We start from the raw sequence: 12,805 nt of genomic DNA, 5'->3' as shown, positions 1-12,805 counted from the left end.
AAACCAGACTAACATTTATGACGCCGACGCCGGCCCAGAGAACGGTCAGGGACATCGGTCCTGCGCACCCCGAGGTGGAGTTCGCGCTGGTGCTGGCACGAACCATCGATTCCGTGAGCACCGACCCGCAGCAGCTGCGCAGCGCGGTCTACGAGTTCGCGCGGCAGAAGCTGCAGCAGCTCGCGCACGAGGATCCGGCGGAAAAGCAGCGTCTGATGCAGGCGCTGGAAGTGGCGATCGAAGGCGTCGAAGCGCACACGAAGAGCAACGTGATCGAGAAATTCGAGGTGCCGCCGGCGCGGGCGCTGCCCGCATTCCTCGAGGCGGCGGGCGCGGCGCGACGGATCGAGGCGCCGCCCCGGATCGATGCCGAGGCGGCCTTTGTCACGACCCCCGACCGCGTCGAGCCTGCCGCGGTGACGCGTGGTCCGCGATGGTCGTCGTCGGCGCCGCTGCGTTACGTTGTCATGCTGGCGTTCTTCGGGCTGATCGCGGCCGTTGTCCTGCTGCAGCAACGCGGCGTGTCATTGGCTGCGGCCCGCGCGATGATTGCCGGCACGCTGGCATCGGCGCCGCCCGAAGCCCAAAGGCCGGCGGTGGTCGCGGCCGTCCCGGCGCCGGCCGCTGCGGCCGAGCCGCCGGTGCCGAGACGGCCATTGCCGACCGCCTACGGCGTCTACGCCGAGAGCGGCCGCAAGCTTTACGAGCTGCAACTGATCCAGGGGCGTGCGCCGGATCCGCGGGTGGCGATCTCGGCGGCGATCACCAGGCCGAGCGAGACCACGCTGCCTGACGGACATCTCCGCTTCATCGTGTTCCGGCGCGAGGGTGCTGGCGGCGCCTTCGACCCGATCGATGTGCGTCTGATCGCGCATGTGAGCCAGCAGACCACGTTCGACGCGACCGGCAAGCCGGTGGTCTCGCCGGGCGACGACAGCTGGGTGATCCGCAACATCTCGATCCCGTTCCGCGCGGCGCCGCTCAAGGACGATCCGCAGATGTTCGAGGTCCTGCCGCGCGACGACGTGCCGCTGCCGCCGGGACGCTACGCGTTGATCCTGAAGGCGCAGGCCTACGATTTCACGGTCGAGGGCGCGGTCACCGACAAGCGGCATTGCCTGCAGCGGCTGGCGGCCGCAAATGGCGTGTTCTACTCGGAATGCGAGAAACCGTGAGCGGGGTGTCCATCCGGTTCAGTGTCGTGCTGGCGCTCCTGCTGGCATCGCGTGCCGCCGTCGCCGCACCCGCCGCCGAGACCGCAAAGCGCTGCCTGCGCGCGGCCTACATGGTCTACCCCTACAAGCGACCGGGGGCCGTGCCGATGAATGGCGATCGGCTGCATTTCTTTCAGCAATGCATGGCGCAAGACGACACGAAGTCGGCGGAAGCGCCGAAGCGCGATTGAGCGCAGTGCGCCGAATGCTCAGTTCGCGGACTGCTCCACGTCCGACCTCAGCCGGCCGAGCTGGTTGCGCAGCACGAGCAGCATGAAGCGACCGACGCCGATGCCGGCGAGACCCCCCGCCACCTTGACGATCGCATCGATCAGGCGGCCGTGACGATCCGGTGTCAGGAATTGCATTGCTTCGAGCGTGAACGCGCTGAAGATGACAAGGAGCACGATCAGCGCGGTGCGCCGCGGGTAGCCCAGCACGAAGGCCAGCGCCATCACGGCGAACGCCGCGAAATGCTCGATCTGCGGATGGAATAGCGAGGGACGGTCCTGGATCGGGGACAGTGTCACGAAGGCGATGAGCGCAAGCGCAAGCCAGCCTGCAATCACGCCGAACCTCCGTATCTTTGAAACAAGCAACGCGTTCTTCCCGGTCCATATGCGCTGGGCGCGCCGCCGTTGAATTAGCGCATCGCCGGTGTCAGCGACATGAAAATGGTCGTCGAAGGTTAACTTGCCGGGTCGGCTGCAAATGACCCGACATGTTGTCCGCGCTCCGGTCCGCCGGCAGGTTGCCAGCAACTTGCTTTCAAGTTTTTGGTATTAAAATACCCTAAACTGAAACCCAATCTCACTTCGCGCGCATCTCATGGAGGGAACCAGGGGTGCTTGCGCGGGTTCCCCGGATGGTGCACCTGACGAAAAAATTAGCGGCGCCTTGCGGGTCCATTCATAAGCCGTTCACGGCGGGAAGCCTCATTTGGTGCCGGAATGTCGTAATGCTCACTCTCGGAGGCCAAAGTGCGTCTGCTCGTCGTTGAGGATGATCCGGATCTAAACCGCCAGCTCACCACCGCGCTGACGGACGCCGGCTATGTGGTCGATCGCGCGTTCGACGGCGAGGAGGGGCATTTCCTTGGTGATAGCGAGCCGTACGACGCGGTGGTGCTGGATATCGGCCTGCCGAAAATGGACGGTATCTCGGTGCTCGAGGCCTGGCGGCGGAACAAGCGGGTGATGCCGGTGCTGATCCTCACCGCACGAGATCGCTGGAGCGACAAGGTTCAGGGCTTCGACGCCGGCGCCGACGACTATGTCGCCAAGCCCTTCCACCTCGAGGAGGTGCTGGCGCGGATCCGCGCGCTGCTGCGCCGCGCGACCGGGCATGCCCAGGTCGAACTGAACTGCGGGCCGGTGGCGCTGAACACCCGCACCAAGCGGGTCACCGTCAACGGCAATCCGATCAAGCTGACCTCGCACGAGTACAATCTGCTCGACTATCTGATGCACCACACCGGGCGGGTGGTCTCGCGCACCGAACTGGTCGAGCATCTCTACGACCAGGACTTCGACCGCGACTCCAACACGATCGAGGTGTTCGTCGGGCGCATTCGCAAGAAGCTGGAAGTCGATATCATCCAGACCGTGCGCGGCCTCGGCTACATGCTTTCGCCGCCGACCTAGAGCATGATCCGGAAAAGTGCGCAGCGGTTTTCCCTGCGACAAACGCGAAGCGTTTGCGCGGGGATCATGCTCTTGAAGCATTTTCGAGCGAAGTGGATGCCGGTTCGTTCGCGTGAAGAAAGCGCGGACCAAACAATGGGATAAGAGCATGTCCTATTCAATCGGATCATGCTCTTAAGGTGCTTGATCGCGATGCGGGCATTGGCATGATCCGCGCCAGGAGGACTGGATTCGCCATGTCTGAACTCGCCTTGTCGCGGCCCGCTGACGCGATGTTCGAGCTCGTGCCCTGATGGGCGGCAGCTCGCTCGCGACACGCCTGTTCGTCTCGGCGACCGCCTGGGTGGTGGTGATCCTGGCGATCACGGGCGTCATCCTGTCGTCGGTCTATCGCGACGCGACCGAGCGCGCCTTCGACCGCCGGCTCAATCTCTATCTGCGCACCCTGATCGCCGAGGTGGCGACGCCGGACGAGCCGGCGGACCGCCAGTTCCAGTCGCTGGGCGAGCCGCTGTTCGACCTGCCATTGTCGGGCTGGTACTGGCAGATCACCCGGACCGATACCGAAAAGGGCGAGACCCGCGCCTCGCGCTCGCTGTGGGACAAGAAATTGCCCAAGCTCGAGGAGCACGGCGCCGAGCTGACCGCTGCCGGGGTCCGGCTCGGCTATGTCGACGGGCCCGAAGGCCAGAGCCTGCGCGTGGTGGAGCGGCCGGTCGATCTCGGCGCCGACGGCAAGTTCCTGGTCAGCGTCGCCGGCGATGCTACCGAGATCTTCGATGAGACGCGCAGCTTCGACTATTATCTCGGCGGCACCTTCGCCGCGCTCGGCATCGTGCTGCTGCTGACCACGATCTTCCAGGTGCGCTACGGTCTCGCGCCGCTCAAGCGAATCTCGGATGCGATCGCCGACATCCGCTCCGGCCGCGCCGAGCGGCTGGAAGGCCGGTTTCCGGTCGAGATCGCACCGCTGGCGCGCGAGACCAATGCGCTGATCGATGCCAACCGGGAGATCGTTGAGCGCTCGCGCACCCATGTCGGCAATCTCGCCCATGCGATCAAGACGCCGCTTTCGGTGATCGTGAACGAGGCGGCCGCCCATACCGCCGATCCTTTCGCCAGCAAGGTGCTGGAGCAGGCCGATCTGATGCGGGATCAGGTCGCGCACCATCTGGAGCGCGCGCGGATCGCGGCCCGTGCCACCATCGTCAGCACCATCACCGACGTCGCACCTGTGATCGAGGCGCTGCGCCGGACCATGGAGAAGATCCATCGCGATCGCGACCTTTCGATCGAGGCGAAGGCCGATCCGGCGGCACGGTTTCGCGGCGAGCGGCAGGACCTCGAGGAGATGGTCGGCAATCTCGTCGACAACGCCTGCAAATGGGCGGATTCGCAGGTGTTTGTCGAGGTGACCGTGGTTCCGCCCGAGGCCTCGGGCGCCGGGCCGAGGCTGCGCATTGTGGTCGACGACGACGGGCGCGGCCTGTCGGAAGCCGAGCGTGCCCAGGTGTCGCGGCGCGGCCAGCGGCTCGACGAGTCGAAACCCGGCTCCGGGCTCGGCCTGTCGATCGTGACCGATCTCGCCGGCCTCTATGGCGGCAATCTCACCCTGAACAACGCGCCGATCGGCGGCCTGCGCGCCGAGCTCACGCTGCCGGCGGTGTAGTGCACGATGACTTTACTCTGAATCGAGCGGCAGATTCCGCTTCACCTCGCCCCGCGCGCGGGGAGAGGTCGGAACGCATCGTTAGATGCGTTCCGGGTGAGGGGGAGTCTCCGTAAACGCAGCTATCACCCGATACGCGGAGGCGGCCCCTCACCCCAACCCTCTCCCCGTAAGAACGGGGCGAGGGAGCGCAGCGCCGCCGCGGTCGCCATCCGACCTAAACCCATCTCGCTCTAGTCGGCCTTGGGAGGCTCGGCGCCGCTATTCTTCCTAAACGGCTTCTTAACGCGCCCGCCGCTATCATTGCGGGCGGACGAGCTGCGGCGCTTGCCGGGCACCAAGCTTTCACGACCGGGCATGAGCCAGAAATCGACCGAGCGGCTGAGGGATTATCTCGCGCAGCTTCCGCCGCAATCGCAGGCGCTGCTGATGCGTGAGCTGGAGCGCGCCGTCGAACGCGGCGATGACGTCGCCGTCGCCAATCTGGTCCTCGAGCAGCTGCGCAAGATCGTGCGCGGGGCTGAGGAGGACGAGCAGATCCAGCCGCGCAGCGACGACCCGGCACGGCTCCTGTTCCGGCCGCTCGAGCCGTTCCTCGCCGAGACCAATTTCCCGACGCGAGCGGGCCAGATCCGGCGCGCCTCGCTGCTGCCGATCTGGCAATGGCTGGCCCGCGAGGGCGCGCCCGAAGCGGCTCGCGCGTTCGAGGCGGCGTTGGCCGCGGCCACGGAGAGCGGTCCGATGGAGGCCGCCGCGCGCAAGTTCCAGCTTGCCGCCGCGGACGCCATCCTCACGATCGCGGCGCCGAGCCAGGACGACCGCCAGCGCGCGCTGTCGCGGGTCGGCCCGCCAAACGTGGTCGAGGACCTGCTGCCGATCGGCCTCGTTCTGCAGGCCCGCGAAGCGCTGGAAACCCTGGGAAGCCGGCTGCCGAGCCAGATCCGGGTATTTGCCGATTCCCAGATCGCCTCCGCGATGGAGGCGCTCAAGCTGCCGTCGTTGCAGACGCCGCAACTGCTGCCGTTTGCGCTGTCATTGATTGCGCAGCGGCTCGCCGCGCCATGGCAGATCATCCGTCTCGCCATCAAGATGGCGGCCTCCGACGACGAACTGCGGGTTGCGGCGACGCCTTACGGCATCGCGGTCACCATCGCGCTGCATGATTTGTCGTTCGTCGCGGCCTGCCTGCGCACCGACATCAGGCGCGGGCATTTCGATTATGTCGGCGAGCAGCTCAAGACCCTGCATGACGGCGTCCGCGGCCTGCGCACCGAGCTCGATCTGCGCAACGATTCCACCTGGGGCCGCCAGCTCACCTCGGTCCGCGCCGATACTTCCAACGCGCTGCAATCGGAGATCGACAGCGTGCCGGGCCGGGTCCGCCGCATCCTGCGCCAGCGCGCCGACAAGGACATTACGGCAGGGGCCAAGATCGATGCGACCGAGGTCGAGGATGCCGCGGCGCTGATCGATTTCGTTGCGGTGTGCCGCACCTATGCCAGCGAGCTCGCCATCAACGAGGTGACGCTGCGGACTTTCTCCGACCTGCAACATTATGTCGAGCAGTCGACCGAAGGGCTGGTGCAGTCGCTGCGCGGCGGCGACGCCCGGGTCCGGGCGTTCCGCCAGCAGCAGGTCAAGGCCGCGATCCGCTTCTGCGAGGTGCTGTTCGGCCACGACTACGCCTCCCTGATGAACCGGGCCGCCGAAAACGCCGTGACCGGCGAGCGCAAGTCGTCGCGCGCGGGGTAGCGAGACCGCGCAATTCGCGAGCATGTTCGACGGTAAGCCGACGAGCCCGCCACGGCGGGATGATAGGCATTTGCGCTATTTCGGAATAATGGAAGTGTGGCACTGAGTTGCCCGACGTGTCAACCGTCAATCGAGCACCGGCGACCGCCTGCTACTTTGCATGGGGTTGTTTTCGATATTTTGGTCGTGCGCGCCTTCGCCCGGAGACGCCGGCGCAATACCGCCGGAACGGCACCGGAAACCGCCTGATTTCGACCTTCCGCCGATCCAGCAATTGTCAATTGCCGGGCTCGCCGCCGGTAGTGTAAAGCGATTCTAAGGCGGCTTGCCGGAAGCCGCCGTTCCATCCGGGAACCGCTTGATGACGCTGTGGTTTGTGTTCGCGCTGATGACGGTCGCGGCGATCTTTGCCGTGCTGTGGCCGCTCAGCCGCCGCGGGCGCGCGGATACCGGCGGCAGCGAGGTCGTGGTCTACCGCGACCAGCTCGCCGAAATCGACCGCGACATGGCCGCCGGCATCATCGGTGCCGCCGAGGCCGATGCCGCACGGGTCGAGATCAGCCGCCGGCTGCTGGCCGCCGCCGATCAGGGCGGACGTGAGACCCCGGTGCAAGGCAACCTCAATCTGCGGCGCACTGCCGCGATCGTCGGCCTGGTCGGATTGCCGGTGATTGCCTCGAGCTTCTATCTCGCGCTCGGCTCGCCGCGGCTTGGCGACTTTCCGCTCGCCGAGCGCGGCCGGGTGGCCGACGCCAACCAGCCGCTCGCCAATCTGGTCGCGCAGGTCGAGGCGCACCTTGAAAAGAACCCGACCGACGGCCGCGGCTGGACGGTGCTGGCGCCGGTGCTGTCGCGCCTCGGCCGCTACGATGACGCCGTCCGCGCCTATCGCAACGCCATCACCTATGCCGGCGACAGCGCCGATCGCCGCGCCGATCTCGGCGAGGCGCTGATGGGGACTGCCGGCGGCGTCGTCACCGCGGACGCCAAGGCGGAGTTCGAGCGTGCGGTCGCGCTGAATGGCGACGATGCCAAGGCGAACTATTTCCTCGGTCTCGCCGCCGAGCAGGACGGCCGCAAGGCCGATGCCGCGGCGCTCTGGCAGAAGATGCTGGCGAAGGGGCCATCGGACGCGCCATGGCGGCCGCTGGTGCAGGCCGCGCTCGTGCGGGTCGGCGGAAGCGTGCCCGGCGGCGTCAGCGCACCCGGTGGCGTGAGCGCACCGGCGCTGCCGGACAGTGCGGTGGCTGCGGCCAGGGACATGAGCGAGGCCGATCGCGGCACCATGATCAAAGGCATGGTCGATCGGCTGGCGACGCGGCTGAAGACCAATGGCGACGACGTCGAGGGCTGGCTGCGGCTGGTCCGCGCCTATCTCGTGATGGGCGAGCGCGACAAGGCGATGAGCGCGCTCGCGGATGCCCGTCAGGCGGTCGCCAACGATGCGGATCGGTTGCGTCAGCTCAATGAGGGGCTGAAGAATCTCGGGCTGGATGGATAGAGCATGACGCCGAAAAGTGCGCGGCGGTTTTCGGAGGATGTCATGCGCAAGGATGGAACATGACCAGGAAGCAACGGCGTTTGACACTGATCGGCTGCGCGCTCGTCGTGCTCGCGATCGCCGCGGGCCTGGTGCTGAACGCGCTGCGCGATTCCATCGTGTTCTTCTCGACGCCGTCGATGGTCGCCGAAAAGCATCTCGGTCCGGGCAAGCGTTTCCGGCTCGGCGGCCTGGTGGAGCAGGGCTCGCTCAAGCGCGGCGACAATCTCGCCGTGACCTTCACCGTCGGCGACGGCGGCGCGACGCTGCCGGTCGCCTACAAGGGCATCCTGCCGGATCTGTTCCGAGAGGGGCAGGGCGTCGTCGCCGAAGGCGCGCTCGACGCGGGCGGCGTGTTCCGTGCTGACACCGTGCTCGCCAAGCATGACGAGACCTACATGCCGAAGGACGTCGCCGACGCCCTGAAGAAGCAGGGGCACTGGAAGGACGATTACGGTGCCAAATCAGGCAATACGCCGAGCGCCTCCGCGGCGCCGACCCAGGGAGCCGTGCGGTGATTGCCGAAAGTGGACATTACGCCCTGGTGCTCGCGCTCGGGCTGGCGCTGATCCAGTCCATCGTGCCGATCGTCGGCGCGCGCTGGCGCGATGCGGCGCTGATGAACGTCGCGCGTTCGACCGCGCTCGCCCAGTTGCTGTTCGTCGCAGCGTCGTTCGCGGCGCTGGTGACGCTGCACGTCACCTCGGATTTCTCGGTCGCCAATGTCTACGAGAATTCGCATTCGCTGAAGCCGCTGCTCTACAAGATCACCGGCGTGTGGGGAAACCATGAAGGATCGATGCTGCTGTGGGTGTCGATCCTGGCGCTGTTCGGCGGCCTCGTCGCGGCCTTCGGCAACAATCTGCCGCTGTCGCTGCGCGCGCATGTGCTGGCGGTGCAGGCCTGGGTCGCCAGCGCGTTCTATCTGTTCATCCTGATCACCTCGAACCCGTTCCTGCGCATCGCCAATCCGCCGCTGGAGGGACGCGACCTCAATCCGGTGCTGCAGGATATCGGCCTCGCGGTGCATCCGCCGATGCTCTATCTCGGTTATGTCGGCTTCTCGATCTCGTTCTCGTTCGCGGTGGCGGCGCTGCTCGAGGGACGGATCGACGCCGCCTGGGCGCGCTGGGTGCGGCCGTGGACGCTGATGGCTTGGATCTTCCTGACGCTCGGCATCGCGATGGGCTCCTACTGGGCCTATTACGAGCTCGGCTGGGGCGGCTGGTGGTTCTGGGATCCGGTCGAGAACGCATCGCTGATGCCGTGGCTTGCCGGCACCGCGCTGCTGCATTCGGCGCTGGTGATGGAGAAGCGCAACGCGCTGAAGGTCTGGACCGTCCTGCTGTCGATCCTGACTTTCTCGCTGTCGTTGCTCGGCACCTTCCTGGTGCGCTCCGGCGTGCTGACCTCGGTCCACGCGTTCGCCACCGATCCGACACGCGGCGTGTTCATCCTGCTGATCCTGTTCGTCTTCATCGGCGGCAGCCTGTCGCTGTATGCCTGGCGTGCGCCGGCGCTGAAGCAGGGCGGGCTGTTCGCGCCGATCTCGCGCGAAGGCGCGCTGGTGCTCAACAATCTGCTGCTCACCACCGCCTGCGCGACCGTGTTCATCGGCACGCTGTATCCGCTGGCGCTCGAGGTGCTGACCGGCGTGAAGATCTCGGTCGGCGCGCCGTTCTTCAATTTCACCTTCGCGCCGCTGTTCGTGCCGCTGCTGCTCGCGGTGCCGTTCGGGCCGCTGCTGGCCTGGAAGCGCGGCGATCTGCTCGGCGCAGCGCAGCGGCTGATGGTGGCCGGCATCGTCGCGCTGGTTGCGATGGCGCTGGTGCTGGCGTGGACCTATGGCGGCGCGACCTTGGCGCCGCTCGCGATCGGGCTGGCGGTGTTCGTGATCATGGGCGCGCTGTGCGATCTCGCCGAGCGCATCGCGCTGTTCCGGATTCCGCTGTCGCTCTCGTTGCGCCGTGCGCGCGGCTTGCCGCGCGCGACCTGGGGCACCGCCTTCGCGCATGCCGGTCTCGGCGTCGCGCTGATCGGGATCGTCTGCGAGACCACCTGGAACAGCGAATATATCGGCGCGATGAAGCCGGACGACGTCGCTCGCGTCGCGGGCTACCAGTTGCGGCTCGACGGCCTGAACCCGCGGCAGGGTCCGAATTTCCGCGAGATGGTCGCGCAATTCACCGTGACGCGTGACGGCGAGAAGGTCAGCGTGATGACGCCGTCGAAGCGCAACTTCACGACGCGCGGCGCCTCGACGACCGAGGCCGCGCTGATGACGCGCGGCGCCAGCCAGCTCTACATCTCGCTCGGCGATACCTCGGCCGACGGCGCGATCGCGGTGCGCATCTATCACAAGCCGCTGGTGCTGATGATCTGGTGGGGCCCGGTGCTGATGGCGTTCGGTGGTCTGCTGTCGCTGTCCGACCGCCGCTTGCGGGTCGGCGCGCCGAAGCCGGCGAAAGCGGCGCGTGCATTGCAGGCGGCCGAGTGATGCGGTCGCGCGCGCTTGCAGCCGCCGTGCTTGCGACGGCCCTGATGCTCGGCGCGATGCCCGCCCGGGCGGTGCTGCCCGACGAGGTCATGGCGGACCCGGCCAAGGAGGCGAGGGCGCGCGAGCTCTCCAAGGAGCTGCGCTGCATGGTCTGCCAGAACCAGTCGATCGACGATTCGGAGGCGCCGCTGGCGCGCGATCTCCGTCTCTTGGTGCGTGAACGCATCTCGGCCGGCGACAGCGACGCCCAGGTGATCGATTTCCTGGTCGCCCGCTACGGCGAATTCGTGCTGCTGAAGCCGCGCCTCAACGAGCACACGCTGCTGCTGTGGCTGACCCCGCCGCTGGCGCTTCTGCTGGGCGGCTTGGCGCTCTGGCGGCTCGGCCGGCGCAAGGCAAATCCGGCCGCCGGCGGGGGCGATTCCGCCCCTGGACTGACGTCCGACGAGCAGGCGCGGCTGGAACGCCTGCTGGCGGCGGAATCCGCGCCGGACAAGCCGCTTTAGTTCCCTTTTAAGTCCTTTATTTACCTGCGCTATTCTGCCGCAGCGGCGGCCGCCTCGATTACAAAAGTTTAATTCCGCAGCCAGCGCGCCGTAAGGCTGATGACCCCATGTTCAGACCCATCAGGTGCTCGCCCCCGGCACCAATGATTCTGGCCCCTGGAGATTTCAAGACATGACCGACCGTCCCGACCTCTCGACCCTTCCGTCCTACAAGGCGCCGAAGCGCTCGCTGTTCTCTGCCCGCAAACTCGCGCTGATGGCGTCGGTCGTGGCCGGCCTCGGTGCCGCCACCTACGGCTTCAGCCCCTCGCACAACCCCGCCGACCTGTTCACGACGCCCGCGCATGCGCAGGTCAATAACGAGGTCAAGAAGGTTCAGCAGCCGGTCGGATTTGCCGACATCGTCGAGCGCGTGAAACCGTCGGTGATCTCGGTCAAGGTCAACATTCGCGAGAAGGTCGCGAAGGATGACAGCAACAACAATGACGATTCGCCGTTCCAGCCGGGTTCGCCGATGGAGCGCTTCTTCCGCCGCTTCGGCGGTCCGGATGGCTTGCCCCCGGGCCTGCGCGGTGGACCGCGCGGCGGTGGCGTGGTGACGGGCCAGGGTTCCGGCTTCTTCATCTCGGCTGACGGCTTTGCCGTGACCAACAATCACGTCGTCGACGGCGCCGACAAGGTCGAAGTCACCACCGACGACGGCAAGACCTATTCCGCCAAGGTGATCGGCACCGATCCGCGCACCGACCTCGCGCTGATCAAGGTCGAGGGCGGCTCCAACTTCCAGTTTGCCAAGCTTTCCGAAACCAAGCCGCGCATCGGCGACTGGGTGCTGGCGGTCGGCAATCCGTTCGGCCTCGGCGGCACCGTGACCGCGGGCATCGTCTCGGCCTCCGGCCGCGACATCGGCAACGGCCCGTATGACGATTTCATCCAGATCGATGCGCCCGTGAACAAGGGCAATTCGGGTGGCCCGGCGTTCGACGTGTCCGGTGAGGTGATGGGCGTCAACACGGCGATCTACTCGCCGTCCGGCGGCAGCGTCGGCATCGCGTTCTCGATCCCGGCCCAGACCGTCAAGAGCGTCGTCGCCCAGCTGAAGGACAAGGGCGCGGTCAGCCGTGGCTGGATCGGCGTCCAGATCCAGCCGGTGACCTCCGACATCGCCGACAGCCTCGGCATGAAGAAGGCCGAAGGCGCGCTGGTTGCCGAACCGCAGGCCAACGGCCCGGCGGCCAAGGCCGGCATCGAATCCGGTGACGTCATCACCGCCGTCAATGGCGAGCCGGTGAAGGATGCGCGCGAACTCGCCCGCACCATCGGTGGCCTCGCGCCCGGCAACGCCGTGAAGCTGAACGTACTGCACAAGGGTCAGGACAAGACCGTCAACCTCACGCTCGGCCAGCTGCCGAACAACCTGGAGGCCAAGGCTGACACCGACAAGAGCGACAAGGGCAATTCGTCCCGCGGCACCGACGTGCCGAAGCTCGGCCTCACCGTCGCGCCAGCCAACAGCGTGGCCGGCGCCGGCAAGGATGGCGTGGTCGTGACCGAAGTCGATCCCAAGAGTGCTGCCGCTGAGCGGGGCTTCAAGGAAGGCGACGTGATCCTCGAGGTCGCCGGCAAGTCCGTCGGCACCGCCGGTGAAGTGCGGGATGCGATCACCGCGGCGCGCAATGACAGCAAGAACAGCGTTCTCATGCGCGTGAAGAGCGGCGGTTCGTCGCGCTTTGTGGCAGTGCCGCTGGCGAAGGGATAACTATCTATGAGTTGGAAGGCGTCGCCGGCATCAGTCGCCCCCGCCGACGGCGCTTTCCGGGGGGCGGGCCCCTTGCTCGCTCCCTACGTTGCCTTTCGATGGAATATGCCCCCCTCTGTCGGAAGGTCTCAGGGCGGTGAGGTCCCCCAGCTTCACCGCCCACTTTTTTCAAGCAATCGAGAATATGCGCGGTCGTCTTGCATGTGCAGGCCGGCCGCGTCATGC

The 12,805-nt window shown here is 66.7% G+C and carries 11 protein-coding genes; 10 read left to right on the top strand and 1 reads right to left on the bottom strand.

Annotated elements, in window-relative coordinates; genetic code table 11:
• Nucleotides 1-17 precede the first annotated feature (17 nt).
• Complete coding sequence (locus tag J2R80_RS36080; RefSeq protein WP_246786733.1) at nucleotides 18-1,175, top strand: hypothetical protein; 1,158 nt, start codon at nucleotides 18-20, stop codon at nucleotides 1,173-1,175.
• A complete protein-coding gene (locus tag J2R80_RS36075) occupies nucleotides 1,172-1,405 on the top strand; it encodes a hypothetical protein (protein ID WP_246786732.1) in 234 nt (77 codons plus the stop codon). Before J2R80_RS36080 ends, J2R80_RS36075 begins: the two co-directional genes overlap by 4 nt.
• Before the next feature lie 18 nt (nucleotides 1,406-1,423).
• Here J2R80_RS36075 and J2R80_RS36070 read toward each other — a convergent pair whose 3' ends face one another.
• Nucleotides 1,424-1,783 carry a VanZ family protein gene (locus J2R80_RS36070; RefSeq protein ID WP_200844528.1) on the bottom strand — a complete coding sequence of 120 codons (360 nt, stop codon included), beginning with the start codon at nucleotides 1,781-1,783 and terminating at the stop codon, nucleotides 1,424-1,426.
• A 411-nt stretch (nucleotides 1,784-2,194) separates the two neighbouring features.
• Between J2R80_RS36070 and J2R80_RS36065 the strand changes: the two genes are divergently transcribed.
• From J2R80_RS36065 to J2R80_RS36030, 8 genes are all read left to right on the top strand, one after another.
• Nucleotides 2,195-2,857 carry a response regulator transcription factor gene (locus J2R80_RS36065; RefSeq protein WP_016841655.1) on the top strand — a complete coding sequence of 221 codons (663 nt, stop codon included), beginning with the start codon at nucleotides 2,195-2,197 and terminating at the stop codon, nucleotides 2,855-2,857.
• Nucleotides 2,858-3,149: 292 nt separating this feature from the next.
• On the top strand, nucleotides 3,150-4,526 hold the full coding sequence (locus J2R80_RS36060) for a sensor histidine kinase (RefSeq protein WP_141340776.1): 1,377 nt from the start codon (nucleotides 3,150-3,152) through the stop codon (nucleotides 4,524-4,526).
• 357 nt (nucleotides 4,527-4,883) lie between these two features.
• Entirely contained in the window at nucleotides 4,884-6,278 is a 1,395-nt protein-coding gene (locus tag J2R80_RS36055; protein WP_253640261.1) for a hypothetical protein, read from the top strand.
• Between the two features lie 361 nt (nucleotides 6,279-6,639).
• Complete coding sequence (gene ccmI / locus J2R80_RS36050) at nucleotides 6,640-7,779, top strand: c-type cytochrome biogenesis protein CcmI (protein WP_168858112.1); 1,140 nt, start codon at nucleotides 6,640-6,642, stop codon at nucleotides 7,777-7,779.
• Between the two features lie 59 nt (nucleotides 7,780-7,838).
• Complete coding sequence (gene ccmE, locus J2R80_RS36045) at nucleotides 7,839-8,336, top strand: cytochrome c maturation protein CcmE (RefSeq protein WP_141340773.1); 498 nt, start codon at nucleotides 7,839-7,841, stop codon at nucleotides 8,334-8,336.
• Nucleotides 8,333-10,315: a heme lyase CcmF/NrfE family subunit gene (locus tag J2R80_RS36040; protein WP_141340772.1), complete on the top strand. Its 1,983-nt coding sequence runs from the start codon at nucleotides 8,333-8,335 to the stop codon at nucleotides 10,313-10,315. Before ccmE ends, J2R80_RS36040 begins: the two co-directional genes overlap by 4 nt.
• Entirely contained in the window at nucleotides 10,315-10,821 is a 507-nt protein-coding gene (locus tag J2R80_RS36035; RefSeq protein WP_141340771.1) for a cytochrome c-type biogenesis protein, read from the top strand. Before J2R80_RS36040 ends, J2R80_RS36035 begins: the two co-directional genes overlap by 1 nt.
• A gap of 172 nt (nucleotides 10,822-10,993) precedes the next feature.
• Nucleotides 10,994-12,580, top strand: coding sequence for a Do family serine endopeptidase (locus J2R80_RS36030; protein WP_057020253.1), 1,587 nt, complete (start codon nucleotides 10,994-10,996; stop codon nucleotides 12,578-12,580).
• The last annotated feature ends 225 nt before the right edge of the window (nucleotides 12,581-12,805 follow it).

Source organism: Bradyrhizobium sp. USDA 4541, assembly GCF_024171085.1.
GTDB classification, from domain to species: domain Bacteria; phylum Pseudomonadota; class Alphaproteobacteria; order Rhizobiales; family Xanthobacteraceae; genus Bradyrhizobium; species Bradyrhizobium australafricanum.
Note: the sequence above shows the minus strand (reverse complement) of the source record. Positions and strands in the feature narration are given on the sequence as shown.